Genomic DNA, 23,180 nt, shown 5'->3' with positions numbered 1-23,180 from the left:
GGTAATGAGGCATCAAGAGAGCCAAATGCCCTCGGGCTGAGATAGGGTAGAGTTGTAAATTATGTCAAAACGCGATTATTACGAAGTACTCGGTGTAGCAAAAGACGCCAGCGAACGCGACATCAAAAAAGCTTATAAACGGTTAGCGATGAAATACCATCCTGACCGTACAGCAGGCGATAAAGACTTAGAAACAAAATTCAAAGAAGTCAAAGAAGCGTATGAGATCTTAACCGATAGTCAAAAGCGTCAAACTTATGATCAATATGGGCATGCAGCCTTTGAACAAGGCGGTCATGGTGGCTTTGGCGGTGGTCAAGGTGACTTTGGTGATATTTTCGGTGATGTGTTCGGTGATATCTTCGGCGGTGGCGGCGGTCGACGACAGTCTCGCCAGCAGCGTGGCGCTGATTTACGTTACAACATGGAGCTGAGCTTAGAAGAAGCCGTTCGTGGTAAAAGTGTCGAAATAAAAGTCCCAACTTGGGTATCATGTGATCCTTGTGATGGTAGCGGTGCTAAAGCGGGCTCTAAGCCGACAACATGTGGTACTTGTCATGGCTCAGGTCAAGTGCAAATGCGTCAGGGCTTCTTTGCTGTTCAGCAAACCTGTCCTACCTGTAATGGTCGGGGCCAAATTATTTCAGATCCATGTAATAAATGTCATGGTCAAGGCCGGGTAGAAAAAACCAAAACGCTCTCAGTAAAAATCCCAGCGGGTGTTGATACCGGTGATCGCATTCGTTTATCGGGTGAAGGTGAAGCTGGTCTTAATGGGGCTCCAGCGGGAGACTTATATGTCCAAGTTTCTGTTCGTGAACATGCTATTTTTGTTCGTGATGGCAACAATTTATACTGTGAAGTGCCCATTAGTTTCACAACTGCTGCACTTGGCGGAGATGTTGAGGTACCAACACTTGATGGTCGTGCCAAACTAAAAATACCATCCGAGTGTCAAACCGATAAAATGTTCCGTTTACGTGCCAAAGGCGTGAAGTCAGTGCGAAGTGGATCAGTTGGTGATTTGATTTGTAAAGTGGTTATTGAAACACCGGTTAATCTTAATGAACGCCAAAAAGATTTATTGCGTGAATTAGAGGAAAGCATGGGTGGCGACAGTGCAAAAAACCGCCCTAAAGAACAAGGTTTCTTTGATGGTGTGAAGAAATTTTTTGATGATTTAACTAAATAGACTTCACCTACAATAAAAGGCGCTGATAGTTCAGCGCTTTTTTTTTGCAAATTATTGAGTAATAAGTCTATTGAGTTTTATTAAATAAATTTGCAGCATCTAGATTACGTAGTAATATGGGGTGTCAGCGCTGTCATTTGGGGTTTTCTTGCTAGATATTGTAAAAACAAAGCTTATTAAACGGACAAAACTAGATTTAGTCGTGTTAGGGATATTATTCACGCTGTGTTTTATCGTATCCGCACAATTTGATTTCCTTGAATTTGTCTATTCATATTCGAGACAATTTGAGTTTCTTGAATTAGATGAAGTGTTTTCTGCCATTTTTTTGATGGTGTTTTTTTTCGCTATTTTTGCCTACCGTCGTTGGCAAGATACTAAATTAGTGTCTTTATATTGCGAAGAGTTAGCTATGCTTGATCCAATCACACAATTACCTAACCAGCGAGCGCTAGAGCGCTTGGTGGTGCAAATGAAAAGACAAGCTGATTATCCGTGTTCTTTTTTGTTGATTGATATTGACGGCTTAGAAACTTCAAAAAATGAACTAGGCTTAGCAGCAACCGAGCAAATTAGCATCGAAGTCTTGTATAAATTGTCACAAGTACTCGATTGCAATCAAGTTTTAGCTTATCGCAATGGCCAACAATATTTTGTCTATTGCCCTAATCTTGATAAAAAATCAGTAGGGGACTTAGTTGCGAGGCTCAGTGCAATAAACTTATCAAGTCGATACGAGACGTATAGTTGGTTAAAAATAAATATTGTCTCCACAACAATTACGCGCTACACAAACTTAAATGATATTTTTGAATACTTAGATGATGAATTATTGCAAGTAAGGTTGAACAAAGAAACGACTTCGTTAGGAAGCTAAAACTCGTTGTTCTATACTAGTTCGTGGATAAAATCGTATTTTTTACGAGAAAGCTTCGCTAACCATTCCCACCAAAGCTAATTTAATACTAAATAAACCGCTTCTTCAGCCTGGCAACGGCATTGCTCTTCTTGATGTTGAGTTTGTGAATCGCTGAGGTAAACACATTTGCCAAAGCCTAAGGAGTCACATTTAGCTTGGCAGGCTAACTTTTGAGTCCAGTCTGTGTATTCGGAGCTTAGCAAATGCAAAGAACATAGTGTCATAAGAGAAATTGCAATCGGCTTTAATACTCTGTGTGATGGTTTCATAATAATTACTCCAACAAGATTCATAAATGAAGTACACATAAGACTAAAGTCTAGTATGGAAATCGAAAGTGCTGATAACTTAAAGCGCTAACACCATAACTAATGTTTATATGTGTGCTTCATTTTGGTTCAAGAAAGCACGTTTTCGAGCACTTTCATTGTTAGAGCAGAATATTAATTTAAATTTTATTTTTTAAATTAATGAGTTAAAGGCTAATAGAGTATTGGCACAGAAGTTGATTTACTCTTGTTTTACTTTGGAGAATTGATATGAAACAGTGGTTAGAAATTCCATTTTTAATATACGACTATTTTTATACCTTGTATGCAATTGATATTAGCCAATGGCCTGTAGGCAAAGATGCAAGTCAAGAAGGTGCTCGAGGAAAGACGCAATGACTGTTTCGATAGAGAAAAAGCTGGCCGCAATTGATGAAGTATTAACTAACAAGCGATTGATCTCTGAAGTTGCGGTTGAATTTGGTATTGCCAAACGCAGTCTTTATAACCTTATTCAGGCTAAGCAAAACCCAAATAAAGCTAAATTAAATGTACTAAAGCAGCAATTAAGTGTTATCGAGCAGCAAATTGAGCGAATTTTAATACGCTAATTTTATCATTTCAAAGATAACAAATAATAACTTCAAGGTAAGTTGATATGGCTAGTTCGGCAGCTATTCTTGCTTGTGATTATATAAAATGAATGTAGCTCAATGATTTAACTTGAACCTAAATGAATATTGGCCTAAGTTCTGCGTTTTAAACTAAAGCTGGAGTCATTGTGCAAATTTTCGAGTTACTATCTATCGCCCCATTTCAATGGAGTAAAATTGGCAGTGCGATTTTATGTGGTTTTATTGTTGGCTTAGAAAGGCAGCTTAGGGGTAAACCAGTTGGGATACGTACTTCTGCGCTGATTGTGTTAGGCACATATTTATTTATAGCCGCTTCGAATGCGCTGAACAATGACATGACGGATACATCACGAATTATTGGCCAAGTAGTGACCGGTGTGGGTTTTTTAGGGGCGGGTGTGATGCTTGCAAAAGATGGGATTGTCGTGGGGGTCACCTCAGCTGCAACTATTTGGGTATTGGCTGCCATTGGTGTCGCAATTTATGTCGCTGGAGAGCTGACAGCAATAAAAATATCTGTTTTGGTGGTAGCAATTCTGTATGGTGTCGATGTGATGGAAGAGTATTTTGCCTCTTTGACCCGAGGCGTTCATAGTAAGTTTAATAGTTGGAAAAACAAACATAAATAAATCTTATTTTTAGAGCCCTTTAGGGCTCTTTCTATTAATAATAATCACTCCTATTTTTATCTTTACTTGCTTATTTTATAAACTGTGCTTATTCAGTTTTTAGCTGCTAAACGTTCTAACAAATTCATTTAAAACAGACAGATAACTGCTAAGCTGTTAGTACTAATTAATAGCGTGTCATGCAATGTGCGGAGTTATCATGAAAGGGTCACCTACCATACTATCAATGTTAAATCAGGTGCTTACATCTGAACTCACCTCTATCAACCAGTATTTTTTACATGCACGCATGTATAAAAACTGGGGATTGAGTGAGTTAAATGAAAAATCATATAAAAAGTCAATTAAAGATATGAAACAAGCTGATGATCTTATCGAGCGAATTTTGTTTCTTGAGGGACTGCCTAACCTGCAACAATTAGGAAAATTGCTCATCGGCGAAGAAACTCCCGAGATGTTGCAATGTGATTTGGATTTTCAAACTGACCAAATTGCTCTGTTGCGCTCAGCCGTCGCTTTAGCCGAGCAGGAACAAGATTATGTGAGTCGTGAATTATTGAATGATATTCTCGAATATGAAGAAGAGCATGTTGATTGGATTGAAACTCAACAATCATTAATCAGCAATATTGGTTTAGCTAATTATCTACAAAGTATGATGGAGGATTAATATGAAAGGCCATCAAAATATTATCGACTTGCTCAATAAGCAGCTTACATTAGAGCTCACTTCAATGGATCAATATTTAGCTCACAGTAAGCTTTATGAAGATTGGGGGATCGAGAAACTACATAAACAACTTAGTCACGAATACGAGGAAGAGCTAGACCACGCGAAACAAATTATTGAGCGTATTCTTTTTTTAGAAGGCAAAGCAGATACAGCGTCGCGTGAGCCCATTAACGTTGGTGACAATGTTGAGCAAATGTTAAAAAATGACTTGGCTGCAGAGAAAGTTGTAGCTGAGAGTTTAAGAAATATTATGACGGTTTGTGAGCAGCAACAAGATTATGTCACGCGTGATATGCTACAAACATTGTTAAATGATACCGAGACTGACCATATTTATTGGCTAGAACAACATCTCGGATTAATCGACAAAATTGGTATTGCCAATTATATTCAGTCTCAAATGAGCGCAGGCTCACCGGGTTAATTTAGTTGGCTGAGTTAATATAGAGTGATCTTATTAACTCAGCCTCTGATTAACTACTATGATCGATGACGATTTTCCAGTCCCCCTCAATTTTTTTCCATAGTAAAGTATAAAAACCAGAAACAGCTTCGTTTGCTTTTTTTAAAGTCCATTTTCCTAGTACAAATGCGGTTTGATCTGTTGTTTCTATGGACAAAATTTCAAACTTCAATTGTCCCATCGCTGCCTTTGATGGATAGCTGCGTTGGTAATTATCTAAGGTGGCTTGCCAGCCATATTTAATGCCATTTTTACCAACAAACTGAAGCTCTTCAGATTGCCAGTAACCGGCCATGTATTGTTCTAATAGCCCTTGATTCCATGCATTTTCTTGAGCTTTCATGATCGCTAAAATGTTAACCTTGTCTGGGTTTGCGTACGCGAACAAAGACATGAGCAAAAGAGGTAAAACTAGCAATGTACGTTTGAAAAAAGTCATTGGCATTCTCAATTTAAGAAAAATCACGAGATTGTATTATCAGCTTTGTATTATTTCTGAAATAAATCTGCCGATAAAAATCTACTAACATATTGATATAAATAAAAAATAGAATATTAGATTACATTTTATTAAATAAAATGTAAAAAATATTATTTAGAGTAATTGATCTAATTCGAATTTTGTGACGTAATAGTACTTATTGAATCTGGTCGGATGAGTTGATTATGAGCTTAAGAACTACATTAAAAAAAGTATTACCAAGTATCTCTATTACAGAGCAAGAAGCACTTGATGCAGGAGATGTTTGGTTAGAAGGATCTATCTATCAGGGGAAGCCTGATTTTTCTGCACTACGTGCTGTGCCTAAAGCGGAGTTGTCTGCAGAAGAGCAAGCATTCCTCGACGGGCCTGTCACTGAGCTCTTAGAATTGATAGATGATACAGAAATACAAAATGGTAAACATTTACCAGATTATATTTTAGACTTTTTGAAAAAAGAGCGCTTCTTCTCATTAATTATTCCCAAAGAATTTGGAGGTCGCGAATTTAGCCCATACGCAAATTCGACCATAGTTGCCACTATCGCAACAAAAAGTTCAGGTGTTGCTGTTACTGTCATGGTGCCTAACTCATTGGGCCCTGGTGAATTATTAATGCACTACGGTACTGATGAGCAACGAGCTTTCTGGTTACCACGCCTATCTAACGGCACTGATATCCCTTGTTTTGCATTGACTAGCCCAGAAGCGGGCTCTGATGCTGGCGGCATTCCTGACATCGGTGTGGTCACTAAAGGCATGTATGAAGGAAAAGAAGTACTCGGTCTTAATGTTACTTGGGATAAGCGATATATTACCCTTGCTCCGATTGCGACTGTATTAGGTCTTGCATTCAAAGTTCGCGATCCTGATGGGTTACTTGGTGACAAACAAGATTTAGGCATTACTTGCGCCCTCATTCCGAAGCAACATCCAGGCGTAGAATTGGGTAACCGACATGATCCGATGGGGATCCGCTTTTATAACGGAACCACTCGTGGTAATAACGTGTTTATTCCAATGGAATTCATCATTGGCGGCCAAAAAAATATCGGTCGTGGCTGGCAAATGCTGGTGAGCTGTTTAGGGGCTGGTCGAGGTATTTCATTACCGGCCTTGGGCTGCTCAACGAGTCACGTGGCGTTAAAATCTGCAAGTGAATATGCTGCAGTACGTGAACAATTTGGTTTATCGATAGGTCAATTTGAAGGTATCCAAGAAAAACTAGCTGATATTGCTGGTAAAACATTTTTACAAGAGTCTATGCGAGTTCTTACAACTGAAGGACTAGGTCTTGGTTTGAAACCCTCAGTTGTTACGGCTATTGCAAAATATCATATGACTGAAATAGGCCGCGATACACTTGATTCAGCAATGGATATTCAAGCAGGTAAAGCGATTCAATGCGGGCCTCAAAATACACTTGCTAAAGGATATGTGGCACAGCCAATAGCCATCACTGTGGAAGGGGCTAATATATTAACACGAAACTTGATGATCTTCGGTCAAGGTGTGATGCGTTGTCACCCATATCTTCAATCTATGGTTGAGGCAATTCATAGTGATGAGAAACAAGCTGATAAAGATTTTAATAAAATTTTCAGAAAGACCGTCGGGTACAGTGTCGCAAACAGCTTACGTTCATTCCGTTTAGGTTTAATGCCTTTTACTGCAAGTGCCACGTCTACGTTGGCAGAAGTAAAACCGTATGAAAAATCAGTACAAAAGCTTGCGTCTAAACTCGCAGTCTATGCTGATTTCTCATTATTAGTGTTAGGTGGCAAGCTCAAACAGGCAGAGTTATTATCTGCACGCTTGGGTGATGTGATGAGTTACTTGTATGCAGCGATGGCGTGTATTCGTTTTTATGAGCAAAAAGTCACGGCTGAAGAAAGAGCGCAAGCCGCGCCTTATTTCCACTATGCGACTCGTTGGTCATTAATGAATGCCGAAAATGCTTTATTGGCATTCTTAGATAACTTCCCATCAGGCGCAACACGCAAATTCATGCGCTTCATTACCATGACTTATAGCGCTAAAATGCCAAAAATCTCTGACGATCTGATTCGTGAACTGGCCGAACAAGCTCAACTTGATACAAGTTTTAAGAAAAAGCTAACCCATTTAGTTAAGTCTGTCCCTGGTGATGGTCATTATATTAATGAACAAGCTTATAAAGCGAAACTTGATTGTTTAGATTTACTAAAAACGGTGAAAATGGCGCTTCGTAGCAAAAAAATTCAGTCAGGGGTTCGTTTTTCACAAACTTTAGAAAATGCTTTAGCTGCCAATGTGATCAATGAGGATGAACACAAAAAGCTTGTTGATTACAACTTAAAACGCGAACGCGCAATTCGTGTCGATGAATATGATTTTGATTTGAATATTTTAGCTGAACAATCAGAGCTAAAAGTAGCTAATCAATAATACATTTCAACAATGATTGAACGCTATGGTTGTCGAGTGAAATTGCATAGCGTTATTTCTCAATAGCCTTGCCTATTCGGCGAGGCTTTTTTGATCGCGTAAAGGGGCTTTACACTTGGTTGTCCGGTAGCCTTAGCTTATAATTGACGCTCGATTATGAGGAGGTGTATGAAATATCTAATTTTAGTACTGGCAATTTTTAGTCAATTTTTAGTCGCTCAGACCAATGATTTGTCTTTAACAATGAAAAACATGGGGCTGAGTTATAAAAATGCTATTCAATCGAAGGATTCAGAATCGTTAGAGATTCATCTTAAGGAAATGTTGGTTTATCTTAAGCAAAGTGAAAAATTTAACTTTAATGATAAAAAAACAGAATCTTTAGAAGGACTCAAAAAAGTAGCTCAAATTGTAGAGCAAGCCCAAGCTTTCAATCATGCAGGAAAGTTTGAACACGCCATCACACACCTAAAACCTATTGATAAATTACGAAAGCAATATCATAAATTACATGAACCGAGCTTTTGGGATTTATTGTTTGGTAAATAATAGGCAGCAATTTGTGCCTATTATTTATAGATAGGCTTAGCGCTTTTTCTTTTTTCCTTGCACCGCTTTAAAGCGTGGTTCTGTTTTACAGATCACGTAAACACGACCTTTTCGTTTAACTACTTGGCAATCTCTATGGCGTGTCTTAGCACTTTTTAATGAACTCAATACTTTCATGGTTCTTAACTCGCTAAATTCTTGAAACGACGATTAAACTGAGCAACTCGGCCATCAGACTTGGTCAGCTTTTGTTTTCCAGTATAGAAAGGATGGGATTCGCTCGACACATCTATTGGGTAATATGGGTAAGTTACGCCATCAATATCAATTGTTCGATCTGTCGCGATAGTTGAACCTACGATAAAATATTTATCGATAGCAGTATCATGAAAAGCAACTTGCTGGTAGGCAGGGTGAATATTTGGTTTCATTGGTTTGCTCTTGAGTGTTATAAGATAACATAACTATAAATAACTTATTAATGAGAATCAATATCATTTTCATAAAAATGAAATGAAAACATACGACAATTGTTTATAAAAAAGCGATGAGAATAGGTATTTGGAAAGATTTCAGGTTTATTGCTTTATTCACTTCACAGCTAACTTGACTGTTTTTGCTAAAAAATCAAAAAAGTGTTTACTTTAACAGCAAACAGTGTGTGGAAGACAAAATTAGACTGGCTAATTCATGTAACACTGGTATAACAAGATAAGTAACGCTTGTTAAGGAGCATGTGAGATGGACAAACAAAGTACTGAACTGAACTCGACTTGTTTAGCCGCAATTAAGGCCCAAGATGAAAAATTAGATGTATTTGGTCAAATAAATGAAGCTAACATTTCAGCCGAAAATTTAATTAACCTCTTAGCTCATTATCAATCAATGAGTGAAAATGATGATGATGAAATGGTTGATGCTTGGTTGGATAATTTAAGCGACTTAGACAAAAAAATACTCCAAGCATTTGAAATCAGCCGTGGTCGTTTTGAACACAGCCATTAAGCCTTCAGGCTATATAATTTTATAGTATCGTCTATAAAGCGTTTGCGATAACTGGTTTCGCGTTCATGGGGAGCAAAATGGCTCAAAGACTTATTCAGCTTTTTGATGGCTGTTCGCACCAGTAATTTTTCATCTGCGTCTAATTCTGGTTTACTGTGTAGTTCTGTAATGCCTGATATAAGGCTTATAGCGACCTCTATTTCAACAATTTCCTCTACAAATCCATTTTGTGTAAGCAATCCAAATTTTCCATTTAGAAAATGCTGCCATTGATTTTGAGCGTGCTCTGAAAATTCTTCGTTAAATGATTCATCCGAGCTGATTAAACCTTGCTGAGCCAAGTTATTGAGGTGCTGGCCATATTGGTTTAAAAATAGTTCAAATGCTTTTGAAGAAGTGATCTCGGGTTTGCTATTGATTACTTTTGCCCATTTCACATAGCCCCTAGGATAATAATCCCAATATTCTGTACACTGGTGTAAGCCATGATAAGAGCTGCATTCTATCTGACTTTTTAGACGGTAAGCAGGCTTAGGAAATAACCCTTTTTCTTGCCAATCACTGAGTACTTCCTCATCAATTTGACAGCTCTGAAGCAATGCCGATTGATCAAAATAATAATTAGAAAGGTATTCGATTAAACTCATAATAGACCTATAAGCACACTGTTTTTATATACAGTATTTATTTTGGCAAAGAGGATCATTTTTTACAACTACTATTTGGTCAAATGATTATTTATTTGCTCGTTCGAAAGACTTTTTTGACTAAGGGCTCGGAAATAAAAGTGAACTATGGTAAAACGTGTGCAGTTTTTTATTGGATAGAATAATCATCATGCGCTCAATCGAACAACTTAAAAATGCATCTCTCATCACCGCGATTAAAACACCTTACCTTGAAAATGGCGAAATCGATCTTAAGACTTACGATGCATTGGTTGAAGCTCAAATCTCCAGTGGCGTTGATGGCATTATTGTCGGTGGAACAACTGGTGAGGGCCAGTTGATGAATTGGGAAGAGCATTTAATGCTAATAGCCCATAGTGTGGCAAAGTTCTCATCGCGCCTCATTATTGTTGGCAATACAGGCAGTAATAACACCCGTGAAGCAATCAAAGCAACTGAATATGGTTTTGCAACAGGGATGGATGCTGCTTTACAGATTAATCCGTATTACGGGCGTACATCTTTGACTGGAGTCACTGAACATTTAGCGCGTTTGCTTGAGATTGGACCTGCATTCATTTACAACGTACCGGGCCGTACAGGGCAAGATCTCACTCCTCAATTACTTATTCCTCTGAGTCAACATCGTCATTTTATCGGCATAAAAGAATGCGCAGGCAATGAACGAATTGCAGAATATGAGCAACAAGGTATTGCTTGTTGGTCAGGAAATGATGATGAAGCCCATGATAGTCGGCATCTACATGGCTCACATGGTGTTATTTCGGTTACCTCAAATATTATTCCTTCGGTCATGAGACGTTTAATGGATGAGCGTGATGATGAGCTTAATCAGCAATGCCAAACATTAATGTCGTGGTTATTTTGTGAGCCTAACCCAATTGCGATTAATACCGCTTTGATGATGACATCAGCGGTTAAACCTGTTTTTCGTCTTCCATATGTTCCGCTAAGTGATGAACAAATTGAACGAGGCTTACCACTTATCAATGCGTTTAACTCCGAGCAACTTGTCGGTTCAAAAGCAATTATGCTTAATCAGACTAATTTTATCTTATCGGCTTAAACAATGGGGCATCGCCCCATTTGCAAACACATATTTTTTCAAAAATAACCACGCTTTGTAAAAGATAACTTGGGACACAGACTGATTATTCAAGTATAATTTGCGGCCAAATTTTCATCTTTGCGGTGAAATACTGCGTTAGGAATACACAATGAATTTTAAGTCTTTTAGTTTTGCTCCTGAAATATTACGAGCGATAGATGAATGTGGTTACACAGAGCTTAGTCCCATTCAACGGCTGGCTATTCCGCATATTCGTCGTGGTCATGATGTTTTAGCTAATGCACAAACAGGAACAGGTAAAACAGCTGCATTTGCCCTCCCAATTTTACAAAAGCTAATTGATAATCCTAGCGACCGTATCGCCTCAAATGCAAAAGTGTTAGTCCTCGCGCCGACTCGAGAACTGGCAGAGCAAATAGCGAATAGTTTTGAGCGTTATGGGCAATACTTAGATATTAAAGTTGCGGCCATTTATGGCGGTGTTAGTCACAAAGGGCAGGCCATTAAACTCAAAGAGGGGGCGGATATCATCGTGGCTACGCCAGGTCGCCTTCTTGAGCATATTCAAATGTGCAATGTCTCTTTATCTCTGGTTAACTTTCTCGTTATCGACGAAGCCGATCGCATGCTCGACATGGGCTTTATTAATGATATCAAACAGCTAATGTCTGCTGTTAATGATGAGCGCCAAACATTACTATTTTCAGCAACGTACCCTAGTGCGATGAAGAAGTTTTCTGCTTCAGTTTTGAAACAACCAAAAATAGTACAAGCGACCAAAGATAATACGACAGCAGAAACTGTTCAACACGTCGTTTACCCTGTTGAAGAGCGTCGAAAAAATGAATTACTTAGTGAGTTAATTGGCAGAAAAAATTGGCACCAAGTGCTTGTATTTGTAAACATGCGTGACACAGCTGCGAGTGTCGTTGCAGAATTAAACCAGTATGGCATCACTGCTGCGATGTGCCACGGAGATAAAACGCAAGGTGCAAGACGACGTGCACTACGTGAGTTCAAAGAAGGTAAAGTACGCGTATTAGTGGCCACAGAGGTTGCTGCTCGAGGCCTCGATATTGAAGGGTTAGAACGCGTTATAAATGTAGATTTACCATTTTTAGCAGAAGATTATGTGCATCGAATTGGTCGCACCGGGCGCGCGGGGAAATCAGGTCAAGCAGTGTCATTTGTGAGCCGTGAAGAAGAGCATACTTTAGCAAATATCGAAGCGCTGATAGGTAATCAGATCCGTCGAATTTATTACCCAGGTTTCGAAGTCAGTAACCGTGAATCGTTAATAAAAAACATTAACAGTACACCAGCTCATCGGCGCAGAAAAGCGCGAGTGAACAGTCCTGGCGGTCAAGAGCAAGGTGAAGCACGAATAAAAAATCGAAAGAAAATTTCTAGCGTTCGCGCTGCGGTCAAAAAAAATAAACTGACCTTAAAAAAATAAATGTATTTAACAAGAAATAAAAAGCCCCGATGGGGCTTTTTTTTCATCCTTAAGTATTGAAAGTTAACATTTTGTTTAAGTTTAGCTAATCAATCGTTCCAAAATGCGCTAATTACAATTAGAATGCGGCAGTTTTATTTTCGTAACTTATTATTTATATGGAAATTTATGTTTAATAACAGCAAAGCAGTGGTTATTTTTTCAATCTTATTATTCAATGTTATTTTTAGTGCCAGGGCCGCAGTCCAGAAACAGCACTTTGAATTAGTGCACCAACAAGCAGAAATAACCCTTGATGGCCAACTCACTGAGACTGAGTGGTCTACAGCCACTCATATTCCACTGATTTATCAAAACGAACCCAATGAGCGTGGAGTCCCGCCAGTTAAAACGGATGCGTATTTGTTTGAAGATGGGGAGTATTTGTATGTCGCTTTTAAAGCCTTTGATCCAGACCCATCTAAAATTAGAGCAGCTTTACGTGATCGCGATGATTTGTGGGCTGATGATAATGTTGCTCTGATGATCGATACATTTAATGATGAGCGTACTGGCTATGAATTTTACGTCAATCCACTTGGCGCGCAAGGGGACATGCGTATGACGGACATTAATGGTTGGGTCGAAGATAGCTCATGGAATGCGATTTGGGATAGCGCGGCAGAAATCACTTCTGAAGGATATTTTGTTGAAATGCGGATCCCATTTACTGCGTTACGTTTTCCTAAAAAGGCTCAAAGCCAAACTTGGAGTATAGCTGTATGGCGAAATTACCCGCGAGATGTTTTATATCAGACTTCTAATGTCGGTTTTGACTGGAATATCGTGTGTAGTTTGTGCCAATTTGACAAAATAACCGGTTTATCAAGTGTAACGCCGAGCCGGAATCTACAACTTACTCCAACATACACTGCATTGCGCCATGATGAAAAGCAGCATGTGCCAGGCGATTGGCAAGAAGGCGATTTTGATAGTGAGTTAGGCCTTGATTTACGCTGGGGCGTGACACAAGATGCGGTATTAAATGCTACGCTTAACCCTGACTTTTCAACTGTTGAGGCTGATTCAGCACAACTAGATATCAACACTAACTATTCATTGTTTTATGCTGAGCGACGTGCGTTTTTTCTTGATGGTGCATCTTTTTTCGATAACAATCATTTTGACTTAGTCTACACGCGAAATATTGCAGAGCCAGATGTTGGAGTCAAATTAACCGGTAAAACAAATGTACACAGCTATGGATTAATGCTCAGTGACGATCAAAATACCAGTCTTATTATTCCTTCAAACCAAGGATCAAGGTTGGTTAACTTACAAGAAGAATCTAAAGTCGCCATTGGTAGTTATCAGCTTGATATTGGAAATCAACATACGTTAGGGGTGATGGCTACTCATAGAGAAACGGATGATTATGAAAATTCAGTGCTGTCAGTAGGTGGTGCGTATTGGTTTAACCAAACGGACAGTGTTCAATATCAATTTACTCATAGTGATACTATGAACTCATTGTTTTTACAGAACGCTTTTTATCTAGATGAACATCAAAATGATACTGCATACAAAGTAGAGTTTTATCGTGATAATCGAGATTATGAGCTCTTTGCAAGTGTTGAAGAGGTCGGTGAAGACTTCCGTGCTGATTTAGGTTTTGTCACTAAAAGTGATTATAAAAAATTCCAAATTGGTGGCGGGCAAACATGGTATGGCGATGAGAGCAGTTTTCTAACTTCTTGGGAGTATGAAACTGATTGGGAAAAAACCTATGCGCAAAATGGTGATGATTTAGAAGAAGAAATTGAAATATCAGTGTTACTGGAATCACAGCTACAATCTTATTTGAGACTTGGCTTAATTCATCGAGACGAATTTTATTTTAATGATTTCTTTTTACAAAATATTGCATATTTACAGGCAGGTTTCTCACCGACTAAAGACCTCAAGTTTACCTTGTATTCGAGTCTTGGCAGCAAAATCGATTACAGTAATGCAGTTTTAGGTGATTCTTTCGAGTTTGAGCCAGCGATGACTTGGGATGTAAGTGATCATTTACAATTTGTGGTGTCACATCAATATAGTCAGCTCGAAACTGATAGTCAGCGTGTATTTACGGCCAATGTGACCGATTTACGTGCTTATTATAAGTTTAATATGCGAAGCATGTTAAAGCTGGTTTTACAGTTTGAAGATATTGATCGGCAACAAGCTGCTTATTATTACCCCGTTGATAAGCGCAATCGTGAGTATGGTTCACAATTAGTCTATTCATATAAAATTAACGCTCAAACTTTGTTTTATTTGGGATATTCAGATGCGGGTTATCAGGATGATTCATTACGTCATCTAGAAAAAGATCAACGAACATTTTTTACAAAATTCAGCTACGCTTGGCAAATGTAATATCAACCACCAACAAACGACCTAACAAGGTATTTGTTAGGTCGTTTGGTTTAAAATTCATTAAAATAAAACACTAAACTCCCACCATCGAGTACGCTACCGGTGTGAATATTTATACCAACCCCTAAATTATTAAACCAGGATGTATAAGATCTCACATCAAATAACACACCTAAGCCATATTCATAAAAGTGATCCACTTCAAAAGCGGCTTTACTGTCTGCAGCTAAATCGACCCGATGAGCTTTAATATAAAAAGCAGGTTGAACATCTGTAATAAAACCTACAGCAAATTTAGCTTTCACACCATTAATAAATTGCCAGCCTTCTGGTCGTGCAGTGGGTAACTGCTCTGATTGCGTATAGCTGCGGCCATAAAAATAGCTCAGCTCAGATTTAAATTCATATTTTCCCCATCTGGTAGGCCATGAATAAACGCTGACTACTTTCGGATTGATTAATAGGGCATTACTACTGATATTGGCACTGATATTATTGACAGCTGGAGCCAAGATATTTTTTGATATTAATGAGTTAAATATAAATTCGTTTTCATAATGCATATATTGTAAGTGGATATCGGATTGGATACGCCAATTCACAGAGAAAAATTGAGATACCTGTAAACCCATAGACAGGTTATATAGATAGTCTTTATTACTATCAGCAATCCTATTGAATAAATCGATAGATTGTTTTTTCTCTAAATAACTCATTTGACCGAGTATCGAAAGATTGACCTCGGGTGATAACGGTTCAATTTCAATACTCAATGGCATTGAAAAGACATTTAATTGCTGTTTAAAGTCATTATCGTTATTTTCATTCAAGTGCTTAAAAGTAGGATTTATAAGCGCTTGAGGATCAAAATGGCCATAACCAACTGTGACAGCGTCACTTTGTGTTAGTAAATGGCTTGTTGCAAACAGCGTCTCAAGTTGTTGCTTAACAAATTGAGCAGAATAAGCTGGAAACGTAAAAAAACAGGTAAATACAAAGTAGGGATATCGGATGTACACAATGTAGCCCAGTCATATGGAATGACCTGAGTTTAAATGAAAAGGAAAAAAAAATGCCAGTGAAAACTGGCATTTTTATTAACTAAGGTTGGTAGTAAATGGGGGAATTTGGACCAACAGGTAGGCCTGCAGCAAAGACCCAAATATAAAACAATAGCACCCAACCAAAGAAGAAGACGATACTATATGGCAGCATGGTTGCGACTAATGTCCCTATTCCCATATCTTTTTTATATTTCGTAGCTACAGCGAGGATCAACCCAAAATAACTCATCATCGGAGTGATTAAGTTTGTTACAGAATCACCAATCCTGTACGCTGCTTGAATCGTTTCGGGGGCATAGCCAATCAGCATCAACATTGGGACGAAGATAGGGGCGGTTACAGCCCACTGCGCAGAAGATGAACCGAGCGTTAAGTTAACCAGAGCACACATAAAAATGAATAATACAAAGACTTCTGGTCCTGTTAAATTAAGTGCTTGAAGAAGTGCAGCACCATTTATCGCTAAAATTGTTCCTAAATTTGTCCACTTAAAAAAGGCGACAAACTGTGCAGCAAAAAAAACAAGGACGATATACATGCCCATAGAGCTCATACTTTTACTCATGGCATTAATCACATCAACATCATTTTTCATGGTACCGACGACTTTACCGTATACAAAACCTGGTATACCGAAGGTAATGAAGATAAATACGACAATCCCTTTTAAAAACGGTGAGCCTTTCATTAGCCCTGTTTCAGGATTCAGTAAAATGCCATCATCAGGGACAACCGTCCATGCCAGTAAGATGACCATAAATAATAAAGAGATACCAGCGCAGATCAGGCCTTTCTTTTCAAGAGGTGTGAGGTGCTGAATATTAGTTTGAAGTGGCTCACTTGCTTCATTTTCGTTGTACTTACCAAGGCGAGGTTCAACAATTTTTTCGGTGACTAATGTACCAAGAATTGCGATTAAGAAAGTTGAGATCATCATAAAATACCAGTTAGCTTCAGGACTAACTTGGTAAGTCGGATCAATCATTTGTGCGGCTGGTGTGGTGATACCCGCGAGTAAAGGGTCAATTGTGCCAAGTAATAAGTTTGCACTATAACCACCTGATACGCCAGCAAAAGCTGCGGCAAGACCTGCGAGTGGATGGCGACCTAAGCTGTGAAATATCATCGCGGCTAATGGGATCAGTACCACATAACCTAGCTCTGAAGCTGTATTTGATAAAATTGCTGCAAATACCACCATGAAAGTGACTAATCGTTTCGAAGCGCCCATTACCATACCGCGCATTGCAGCAGATAATAATCCAGAATGCTCAGCTACACTGACGCCGAGTAAAGCAACAAGCACGGTACCAAGAGGCGCAAAGCCTGTAAAATTGGTCACTAAGCCGGTCACTATTTTTTGTAAGCCTGCGGCACTTAATAAACTAACAACTTCAATAATACCGTCTGGATCTCGACCCTTAGCACCTTCAGGGCGAGGATCAATCGCACTTAAGCCAAACCAATCAGCGATGCCACTAAAGACGATAATTGCAACACAAAACATTGCAAATAAGGTAATGGGGTGGGGCAACATATTGCCCAAATATTCAACCGTTGCTAAAAAGCGGTTAAACAAACCGCCGTTTTTTTGTGCCGGTTGAGGAGTACTAACAGCCATAAATCAGCGCCTAAATTCAAAAAATTAGCGAAATCTATCACTTATAAGCCATAAGTTCGAGAAAAATACGATGGACTTACGGCTTATAACGATAAAAATTGATTTGCAGTGAATTTAAATTTGCCTTGAAATTGAGGAGCTATAAGTGTTTAGCGCGGTAACCCGCCTGATTAGAACTTACCTCATACTCAGTACTCATGAGGTTATCGATAAAGACCCAATCAGTGTTGACTTGCTCAGTCGTGAAAGTAAGAGCCATGTAACCACGTTGACGAATATTACAAAAACGTAAGTCATCAACAAGGAAATTTAAGCCTTTTTCAAATGCAAGCGCATTGGGCTCATCTAGGCCGAGATAAGTTTCAAGTCCCGGAGACGATACAGAAGGTGCGGCAAATTCAAAGCCTATTTTGTCACCTTGACTATCTGTTAGATCACCAGCCCATGCGTTATGAGTATCTCCAGCTAACACGACAAGATTTTTATTATAGGCTTTTGCCGTTGCAAAAATCATCTCTCTTTCAATTGGGTAGCCATCCCATGCATCCAAGTTATAGGGAGCACGAGTGTTAATTCTGGCTAAATCAAATTCGCTCAAGCTAGGATCTTGACCTAATTGTCGGACTCGTAATTGACCCAACTGTTGAAACTGCTCTGCAATTGCGGGACTGGGATTTGCCAGACTTGCCAATAATTCAGCTGGGATTGTCATCCGAGTCATCAAGACTTGTTGCCCTAAAACTTGCCAAACTGAATCAGACTCAACCATTTGACTTTGTAACCAGTTTAATTGTGAACTGCCCAGTAATGCGCGGTTAGGGTTGGATAAATCAGCAATAAATCCAGCCTGATCGATTTGTCCAGTGACAGGATCGATATAATTGTTATAGTCAAGTTGTGGGCTGCGAGCTTCTAGACGAGTATCAAGCATATAGAGCGAGACTAGATCACCAAATTTGAACTGTCTGTATAATGACTCGGTTTCATTTTGTACAAAGGGTCTGATCGGCATCCATTCAAAATAAGCTTGTAAGGCAGCCAACTTACGAGCATGAAAATCACCTTCTCCTTCATTATGATTTTCAGCCCCCTGATGGTGAGCATCATTGGCGACTTCATGATCGTCCCAAATTGCGATTATAGGATGCTGTTGATGGAGAGATTGTAAAGAAGGATCTGTGCGATAATGAGCATATCGTTTACGGTATTCAAGTAAAGAGAAAAGCTCGCCATCATTATCTTCGGGTAACGTGCGGCCTATTGCTTGGGCATTTTCTGTGCCATAGCCTCCCATACCATATTCATAGATATAATCACCAAGGTGGATGACAGCATCGAGATCTGTCTGCTTTGCTATCTCTGTGTAGACATTAAAATGGCCTGCCGGGTAATTAGCGCAAGATACCACGGCGAACTTAACTTGGCTGATCGAGCCAATAGGCAGTGTCGAAAATTGACCTGTTATTGACATGGCTGTATTCGTTTTAAAACGATAAAAGTATTGGGTGCTGGCATCTAAACCGATAGCGTCCAATTTAACGGTATAATCAGCTGTGGCTAATGCGGTAAGCACTTTGTGAATTACAATTGAGCTAAAATCAGCATCGGTTGCAACTTCAAGACTGACCATCACAGAAGAAGGGCTCCCTTCGGGCGTGACTCTTGTCCACACAATCACTCTATCTGCTAAAGGATCACCGCTAGCAACGCCGTGGTTAAACTCAGTCTTAAAATCATTGATCGCCAGCTGTTCGTTCACATCATTATCGTTACAACCAGTCAAAAGTGACGTAGTTGAAACAACCCCAAAACCCATTAGTGAAGCTTTTATAAAATCGCGACGGTTTATTGTTGTCATAGTGGTTACCTATTTTTATTTATCCCGATATTTTGAACAAGCAATATGACATAAATATAAAAAGGTCGAACCAGTCTGACGTAAAAAGACAAAAAAGGGCCTCAGCCCCTAAAAATACTTTACAATGTTACTCAATTCGGTAACGGGTTAACGCAAAAGAAAAATACAAGATACTTGCGAACATGATGACATAAGGCATGCCATCAGTTCCTAATTTTTCCATGGAAAAGCCTATCGCCACGATACCGAGCGTACCGCCGATACTTTCCATTAATGAATAGCCTGCATTGGCTGCGACAGCTTCGTCATCATCGGGGTATTTCTCTCCGACTAGAGCAAGGGATACAGAATAAATTCCAGCGATTACGCCCCCCCAAATGAAGACTAAGACCCAAGCTTGCAGCGGCGTATATATTGCAATTGGCAAGTAAACAGCACACACCATACTGGCAAAAGAGCACCAGACAATAAAATAGCGACGGTCAAAATAATCAGAGAGCCAAGCTATAGGTACTTCTAAAATTAAAGAACCGATCATAAAGGATGTGAGTAGCAAGCTTGCATCATGTAAGCTGAGCCCATTCTTCATACCGTAAATGGTAATAAATGCAGCAACACCAAATTGTGAGACACCTGCCATCGCAATTGAGTACATCGCACCTTTACAATTAACGATTGTTTGCCAGATTGTCGCATTTCCAGAAAATCCGACTTTAGGAATGACATGAAGAAGCGAAATGGTTGGCAGTAATGCCAACGCACTAAGCAAACCGGCAACGACAAACTCTGATGCATTTTCTACAACAGGTTCATGACCGATGATCGGCGTAGTGAAGTTCAGAACATTTTTAGTAAAGTCGGAAAATATCTCAGGATGTTCTTTTAGAAAATTTACAATGACAGGCCCTAAAGCGAGTCCGACTGAAATTGAAGTACTATAGATTGCAATCATTAAGCCCTTATTTTTTTTAAATGGGATCGAGTTTACCCAGGTTTGCAATAAAATCAGTAAGGCATAGCAGCCAATCCCATGTAAAAAAATAGTTGGGATCAATATCTCAAGTGATGAAAAGTAAGGAAAAATTACAATCGTTGGCACTCTGATTAAAGCTGAAAGCAATAAGCCAATCGTGAGACCAAGGCGCCTTAATATGTTGGGCAACAGTAAACAAATCATTAATGAGGCGATGGTTTCAAATGCGAGAGCATTCCCGATAGTTGAATCTGAAAAGCTCAAATTCGCTAAATGTACAGGTACAAGTATGGCTAACATCCCCATAGATGTACTGGCAATAAATGAGCTGGCTACATTCGAAAAGAGACTCAACCCGAAGGATTGGTTACTGGTTTGTGTGATAGCTTCTGCGTGATCTGTCATTGCAAATCCTTATATATAAAATTCTGACAGAGGGTCAAAACCGTTAAACCCTCTGCTGACATAGCTATTACTGTAGGCACCAGCGCAACAAAATAAGAGACTTTGACCAATATCTAGTTGACTACTCAAATGGTGAATATGATTTTTATAGGTCAACATATCACTGCTATCACAGGTAGGGCCGGTTAAAATAGTTGGGATGCGATCAGTGCTATTATTATTTAACTCAACAAGCGGGTATTTAATGTCAGTTGCTTCAAATAGACCATTAAATTTACCGACATCCAAATATAACCAAGTGAGTTCTTGCTCATTAAGGAGGCGTTTGGAGCGCAAAACGATTGTCGTTTTAACGACCCCAGCCTCAGCCACTAAAAATCGGCCTGGCTCACACATAAATTTAACCTGTGTCTGGTTTTTTGAAAAAAGCGCATCAATTGACTTAGTGATTTCTTTAGCAAATGAATCGATATCATAATTAATAGGTTGATCTTCATCAGTTAAATAGCCTGATGCGGGGTATCCGCCACCAAGATTTACAAGAGTTAACTCGATACCAATTTGGCTCAAATCAGACATCAACGACTGTACATCTTCAAGTGCACGTGACCAGGCTTGAGGGTGTTTTTGTTGTGAACCGACGTGAAACGATAAACCATACGGATTTACATTAAGAGATTGAGCTAAAACAAGTAACTCAAACGCGTGTGATTGTGAACAACCAAATTTATTACACAAGCCCCAATGTGCGCCTTTGCCATCATTGATTAACCTACAAACAACATTAGAATTAGGGGCGTGTTGAGCAATTTTAAGTAACTCTTGTTCGCAATCAAAAGCAAAACTAGTGATACCTAGCTGGTGGGCTTGAGCAATATCAAACTCTTTTTTTATGGTGTTTCCGAAATGAATATCGTTTGGGCTGGCTCCTGCCTCAAGGCAGTAACGAATTTCATTAAGACTGGCCGCTTCAAATTTACTGCCCAGCTTAACAAGACGTTTGAGTAGATCCATGGCTGGATTGGATTTGACAGAATAATAACAATGAACAAAAGGCAGCACAGAATTAAGTTTGCGATATTGACGTTCAACAATGTCTAAATCAACTATGAGCGCAGGAGTCGCAATCTCTTGAGAAGCAAAATGAAGAAGTTTATCAGATAAATACATTGCGTTTTCCTACCAAATTGATTTGATAAAGGCTAAAGCGAGATTTATTCTGACTTTTCATTGTGCTTTGCCATGAATTTTTCATAAGCGGCCAGACGTTTTTCATTTACGACTAAGCCAAAGTTTCGGGTAAACCACACAACGGAGCCGATTAAAAAAGCAATAAAAAAGCCGGCAACCATAGTTCGAGTCGTTGCGCGTTTGATCGGAGCGAGTCTTTCAAAATAATTTTTTGCTTCTATATCAATTCCAAGCACACCAGAGAATTCACCTTTAGAATCATAAAAAGGAATATAGCCACTCACAAATGATCCCCATCTATCAGAATACGGTTGCTCGGATACAACAACTTGTTGATGTTTAAGCGCTTTGATTATTTCAGCGCTCGCTTCTGTATATTCATCCATGATATGCGCTTTGTCATCAATCCCATCGCCATCTGCGTCACCTTCAGGGGTGGGATCGAGAATAAAAAAAACTTTGCCCTCTTTTATAATTGCAGTGTAGAGATATTTAATAGAACGGTCGGCTTTTAATGCGGCTTCAAAAGGGCGGATCGAAATTTTATAAGCTTCTGTTTGCTCTTGGTTCGGGTCAATAAAAAGCTTATGTTGATCGCCATCGATAAACGTTGCAACCACTTGCGCAGTTCTTAGTAAGCCCTCTTTAATTTCTCCTTTTTGAGCATTTAACGCATGATGATAGATAAAATAAGTTGTAAAAAAGATAGCTGAAAAGACTGAAAATCCAATAAAAAGGGCTTCAAATAATGGGAATATTCTATACTCTTTACCTTTTAATTGTGTTGTTTCCATATAGTTTAATTACCTTAAAATATTAATAAATCTATATTATATAAAGTTAATTGTTATCAGTGATCAATACTATAGTTCTGTTAGGAAAAGTTTGCCTTTTTATTTGTTGCTATGAGTGATATTTATTTTTGAAGATACGAATTTAGTATTTGAGTTTCTTTTGATATCTGAGTTGATTTTTCTTTGCCAAAAAAACTGCAGATATATTTCGGTAGTCTCTATTTTAACTACTTGTATAAGTTTCCATCCCACACCATTTGGACGAGGTGGTGACTGTGTTAATTCAGCCTGCTCGAGTAAACTAGGTAAGACTTGTTGAGTCGTTGTTACTGTTTCATAATCATAGGTGGTCATATGCA

At 38.9% G+C, this 23,180-nt stretch carries 25 protein-coding genes; 13 read left to right on the top strand and 12 right to left on the bottom strand.

Features of this window, described 5'->3' with window-relative positions; all coding sequences use genetic code 11:
- Nucleotides 1-61 precede the first annotated feature (61 nt).
- On the top strand, nt 62-1,192 hold the full coding sequence (dnaJ, locus tag AC3KVK_RS17420; RefSeq protein WP_490310383.1) for a molecular chaperone DnaJ: 1,131 nt from the start codon (nt 62-64) through the stop codon (nt 1,190-1,192).
- Between the two features lie 148 nt (nt 1,193-1,340).
- Nucleotides 1,341-2,069 carry a diguanylate cyclase domain-containing protein gene (locus AC3KVK_RS17415; protein ID WP_490310384.1) on the top strand — a complete coding sequence of 243 codons (729 nt, stop codon included), beginning with the start codon at nt 1,341-1,343 and terminating at the stop codon, nt 2,067-2,069.
- A gap of 77 nt (nt 2,070-2,146) precedes the next feature.
- On the opposite strand, the gene AC3KVK_RS17410 is transcribed toward AC3KVK_RS17415, so the two are convergent.
- Nucleotides 2,147-2,380, bottom strand: a complete 234-nt coding sequence (locus AC3KVK_RS17410) for a hypothetical protein (RefSeq protein WP_490310385.1) — start codon at nt 2,378-2,380, stop codon at nt 2,147-2,149.
- Between the two features lie 270 nt (nt 2,381-2,650).
- Here AC3KVK_RS17410 and AC3KVK_RS17405 point away from each other — a divergent pair, with 270 nt between their 5' ends.
- The 5 genes from AC3KVK_RS17405 to bfr (AC3KVK_RS17385) all read left to right on the top strand — a co-directional run bounded on the left by AC3KVK_RS17405 (nt 2,651) and on the right by bfr (AC3KVK_RS17385) (nt 4,801).
- Nucleotides 2,651-2,779, top strand: a complete 129-nt coding sequence (locus AC3KVK_RS17405) for a hypothetical protein (protein ID WP_490310386.1) — start codon at nt 2,651-2,653, stop codon at nt 2,777-2,779.
- Nucleotides 2,776-2,991, top strand: coding sequence for a hypothetical protein (locus AC3KVK_RS17400; protein ID WP_490310387.1), 216 nt, complete (start codon nt 2,776-2,778; stop codon nt 2,989-2,991). The genes AC3KVK_RS17405 and AC3KVK_RS17400 overlap by 4 nt, the downstream gene beginning before the upstream one ends.
- Before the next feature lie 170 nt (nt 2,992-3,161).
- Nucleotides 3,162-3,644, top strand: a complete 483-nt coding sequence (locus AC3KVK_RS17395; protein ID WP_490310388.1) for an MgtC/SapB family protein — start codon at nt 3,162-3,164, stop codon at nt 3,642-3,644.
- Nucleotides 3,645-3,843: 199 nt separating this feature from the next.
- Nucleotides 3,844-4,314, top strand: a complete 471-nt coding sequence (gene bfr / locus AC3KVK_RS17390) for a bacterioferritin (protein WP_490310389.1) — start codon at nt 3,844-3,846, stop codon at nt 4,312-4,314.
- 1 nt (nt 4,315) lies between these two features.
- Nucleotides 4,316-4,801, top strand: coding sequence for a bacterioferritin (gene bfr, locus AC3KVK_RS17385; protein WP_490310390.1), 486 nt, complete (start codon nt 4,316-4,318; stop codon nt 4,799-4,801).
- Nucleotides 4,802-4,850: 49 nt separating this feature from the next.
- Here the strand turns inward: bfr (AC3KVK_RS17385) and AC3KVK_RS17380 are convergent, their stop codons facing one another.
- Nucleotides 4,851-5,279, bottom strand: a complete 429-nt coding sequence (locus tag AC3KVK_RS17380) for a YybH family protein (RefSeq protein WP_490310391.1) — start codon at nt 5,277-5,279, stop codon at nt 4,851-4,853.
- Between the two features lie 227 nt (nt 5,280-5,506).
- Here AC3KVK_RS17380 and AC3KVK_RS17375 point away from each other — a divergent pair, with 227 nt between their 5' ends.
- The gene (locus AC3KVK_RS17375; RefSeq protein WP_490310392.1) at nt 5,507-7,747 is read left to right on the top strand and encodes an acyl-CoA dehydrogenase; all 2,241 of its coding nucleotides are present in this window, start codon (nt 5,507-5,509) and stop codon (nt 7,745-7,747) included.
- A gap of 168 nt (nt 7,748-7,915) precedes the next feature.
- Nucleotides 7,916-8,296 (top strand): cytochrome b562, encoded by a 381-nt coding sequence (locus AC3KVK_RS17370; protein WP_490310394.1) that lies wholly within the window; start codon nt 7,916-7,918, stop codon nt 8,294-8,296.
- Nucleotides 8,297-8,332: 36 nt separating this feature from the next.
- Here the strand turns inward: AC3KVK_RS17370 and ykgO are convergent, their stop codons facing one another.
- Together ykgO and AC3KVK_RS17360 are read right to left on the bottom strand one after the other, a co-directional pair.
- Nucleotides 8,333-8,473, bottom strand: a complete 141-nt coding sequence (gene ykgO / locus AC3KVK_RS17365; protein ID WP_490310395.1) for a type B 50S ribosomal protein L36 — start codon at nt 8,471-8,473, stop codon at nt 8,333-8,335.
- Nucleotides 8,474-8,478: 5 nt separating this feature from the next.
- The gene (locus AC3KVK_RS17360) at nt 8,479-8,727 is read right to left on the bottom strand and encodes a type B 50S ribosomal protein L31 (protein WP_490310396.1); all 249 of its coding nucleotides are present in this window, start codon (nt 8,725-8,727) and stop codon (nt 8,479-8,481) included.
- Nucleotides 8,728-9,037: 310 nt separating this feature from the next.
- Between AC3KVK_RS17360 and AC3KVK_RS17355 the strand changes: the two genes are divergently transcribed.
- Nucleotides 9,038-9,301 carry a hypothetical protein gene (locus AC3KVK_RS17355; RefSeq protein WP_490310398.1) on the top strand — a complete coding sequence of 88 codons (264 nt, stop codon included), beginning with the start codon at nt 9,038-9,040 and terminating at the stop codon, nt 9,299-9,301.
- On the opposite strand, the gene AC3KVK_RS17350 is transcribed toward AC3KVK_RS17355, so the two are convergent.
- A complete protein-coding gene (locus tag AC3KVK_RS17350) occupies nt 9,298-9,948 on the bottom strand; it encodes a DUF6058 family natural product biosynthesis protein (RefSeq protein ID WP_490310399.1) in 651 nt (216 codons plus the stop codon). The two genes, AC3KVK_RS17355 and AC3KVK_RS17350, sit on opposite strands and share 4 nt — an antisense overlap.
- A 190-nt stretch (nt 9,949-10,138) precedes the next feature.
- Between AC3KVK_RS17350 and dapA the strand changes: the two genes are divergently transcribed.
- The 3 genes from dapA to AC3KVK_RS17335 all read left to right on the top strand — a co-directional run bounded on the left by dapA (nt 10,139) and on the right by AC3KVK_RS17335 (nt 14,915).
- Nucleotides 10,139-11,056 (top strand): 4-hydroxy-tetrahydrodipicolinate synthase, encoded by a 918-nt coding sequence (gene dapA / locus AC3KVK_RS17345; RefSeq protein WP_490310400.1) that lies wholly within the window; start codon nt 10,139-10,141, stop codon nt 11,054-11,056.
- A 151-nt stretch (nt 11,057-11,207) separates the two neighbouring features.
- Entirely contained in the window at nt 11,208-12,515 is a 1,308-nt protein-coding gene (locus AC3KVK_RS17340; protein ID WP_490310401.1) for a DEAD/DEAH box helicase, read from the top strand.
- Between the two features lie 168 nt (nt 12,516-12,683).
- A complete protein-coding gene (locus AC3KVK_RS17335) occupies nt 12,684-14,915 on the top strand; it encodes a carbohydrate binding family 9 domain-containing protein (RefSeq protein ID WP_490310402.1) in 2,232 nt (743 codons plus the stop codon).
- A gap of 50 nt (nt 14,916-14,965) precedes the next feature.
- Here the strand turns inward: AC3KVK_RS17335 and AC3KVK_RS17330 are convergent, their stop codons facing one another.
- The 7 genes from AC3KVK_RS17330 to AC3KVK_RS17300 all read right to left on the bottom strand — a co-directional run bounded on the left by AC3KVK_RS17330 (nt 14,966) and on the right by AC3KVK_RS17300 (nt 23,175).
- Nucleotides 14,966-15,934 carry a Solitary outer membrane autotransporter beta-barrel domain gene (locus AC3KVK_RS17330; protein WP_490310403.1) on the bottom strand — a complete coding sequence of 323 codons (969 nt, stop codon included), beginning with the start codon at nt 15,932-15,934 and terminating at the stop codon, nt 14,966-14,968.
- Nucleotides 15,935-16,016: 82 nt separating this feature from the next.
- Nucleotides 16,017-17,600, bottom strand: coding sequence for an AbgT family transporter (locus tag AC3KVK_RS17325; RefSeq protein WP_490310404.1), 1,584 nt, complete (start codon nt 17,598-17,600; stop codon nt 16,017-16,019).
- Between the two features lie 139 nt (nt 17,601-17,739).
- Nucleotides 17,740-19,458, bottom strand: coding sequence for an alkaline phosphatase D family protein (locus AC3KVK_RS17320; protein WP_490310405.1), 1,719 nt, complete (start codon nt 19,456-19,458; stop codon nt 17,740-17,742).
- Nucleotides 19,459-19,585: 127 nt separating this feature from the next.
- Nucleotides 19,586-20,836, bottom strand: a complete 1,251-nt coding sequence (locus tag AC3KVK_RS17315) for an MFS transporter (RefSeq protein ID WP_490310406.1) — start codon at nt 20,834-20,836, stop codon at nt 19,586-19,588.
- 9 nt (nt 20,837-20,845) lie between these two features.
- Nucleotides 20,846-22,006: a type III PLP-dependent enzyme gene (locus AC3KVK_RS17310; protein WP_490310407.1), complete on the bottom strand. Its 1,161-nt coding sequence runs from the start codon at nt 22,004-22,006 to the stop codon at nt 20,846-20,848.
- Between the two features lie 44 nt (nt 22,007-22,050).
- Nucleotides 22,051-22,821: a PDC sensor domain-containing protein gene (locus tag AC3KVK_RS17305; protein WP_490310409.1), complete on the bottom strand. Its 771-nt coding sequence runs from the start codon at nt 22,819-22,821 to the stop codon at nt 22,051-22,053.
- Between the two features lie 99 nt (nt 22,822-22,920).
- On the bottom strand, nt 22,921-23,175 hold the full coding sequence (locus AC3KVK_RS17300; RefSeq protein WP_490310411.1) for a hypothetical protein: 255 nt from the start codon (nt 23,173-23,175) through the stop codon (nt 22,921-22,923).
- Nucleotides 23,176-23,180 lie beyond the last annotated feature (5 nt).

The sequence above is a fragment of the Pseudoalteromonas sp. J2K-J979 genome (assembly GCF_058169715.2).
This window is presented reverse-complemented; position numbering and strand designations above follow the sequence as displayed.

Coding starts and splice junctions, on each gene's coding strand:
- dnaJ (WP_490310383.1), top strand. CDS start 62: ATGTCAAAACGCGATTATTACGAAGTACTCGGTGTAGCAAAAGACGCC.
- AC3KVK_RS17410 (WP_490310385.1), bottom strand. CDS start 2,380: ATGAAACCATCACACAGAGTATTAAAGCCGATTGCAATTTCTCTTATG.
- AC3KVK_RS17405 (WP_490310386.1), top strand. CDS start 2,651: ATGAAACAGTGGTTAGAAATTCCATTTTTAATATACGACTATTTTTAT.
- AC3KVK_RS17400 (WP_490310387.1), top strand. CDS start 2,776: ATGACTGTTTCGATAGAGAAAAAGCTGGCCGCAATTGATGAAGTATTA.
- bfr (WP_490310389.1), top strand. CDS start 3,844: ATGAAAGGGTCACCTACCATACTATCAATGTTAAATCAGGTGCTTACA.
- bfr (WP_490310390.1), top strand. CDS start 4,316: ATGAAAGGCCATCAAAATATTATCGACTTGCTCAATAAGCAGCTTACA.
- AC3KVK_RS17380 (WP_490310391.1), bottom strand. CDS start 5,279: ATGACTTTTTTCAAACGTACATTGCTAGTTTTACCTCTTTTGCTCATG.
- AC3KVK_RS17375 (WP_490310392.1), top strand. CDS start 5,507: ATGAGCTTAAGAACTACATTAAAAAAAGTATTACCAAGTATCTCTATT.
- AC3KVK_RS17370 (WP_490310394.1), top strand. CDS start 7,916: ATGAAATATCTAATTTTAGTACTGGCAATTTTTAGTCAATTTTTAGTC.
- ykgO (WP_490310395.1), bottom strand. CDS start 8,473: ATGAAAGTATTGAGTTCATTAAAAAGTGCTAAGACACGCCATAGAGAT.
- AC3KVK_RS17360 (WP_490310396.1), bottom strand. CDS start 8,727: ATGAAACCAAATATTCACCCTGCCTACCAGCAAGTTGCTTTTCATGAT.
- AC3KVK_RS17355 (WP_490310398.1), top strand. CDS start 9,038: ATGGACAAACAAAGTACTGAACTGAACTCGACTTGTTTAGCCGCAATT.
- AC3KVK_RS17350 (WP_490310399.1), bottom strand. CDS start 9,948: ATGAGTTTAATCGAATACCTTTCTAATTATTATTTTGATCAATCGGCA.
- dapA (WP_490310400.1), top strand. CDS start 10,139: ATGCGCTCAATCGAACAACTTAAAAATGCATCTCTCATCACCGCGATT.
- AC3KVK_RS17340 (WP_490310401.1), top strand. CDS start 11,208: ATGAATTTTAAGTCTTTTAGTTTTGCTCCTGAAATATTACGAGCGATA.
- AC3KVK_RS17335 (WP_490310402.1), top strand. CDS start 12,684: ATGTTTAATAACAGCAAAGCAGTGGTTATTTTTTCAATCTTATTATTC.
- AC3KVK_RS17325 (WP_490310404.1), bottom strand. CDS start 17,600: ATGGCTGTTAGTACTCCTCAACCGGCACAAAAAAACGGCGGTTTGTTT.
- AC3KVK_RS17320 (WP_490310405.1), bottom strand. CDS start 19,458: ATGACAACAATAAACCGTCGCGATTTTATAAAAGCTTCACTAATGGGT.
- AC3KVK_RS17315 (WP_490310406.1), bottom strand. CDS start 20,836: ATGACAGATCACGCAGAAGCTATCACACAAACCAGTAACCAATCCTTC.
- AC3KVK_RS17310 (WP_490310407.1), bottom strand. CDS start 22,006: ATGTATTTATCTGATAAACTTCTTCATTTTGCTTCTCAAGAGATTGCG.
- AC3KVK_RS17305 (WP_490310409.1), bottom strand. CDS start 22,821: ATGGAAACAACACAATTAAAAGGTAAAGAGTATAGAATATTCCCATTA.
- AC3KVK_RS17300 (WP_490310411.1), bottom strand. CDS start 23,175: ATGACCACCTATGATTATGAAACAGTAACAACGACTCAACAAGTCTTA.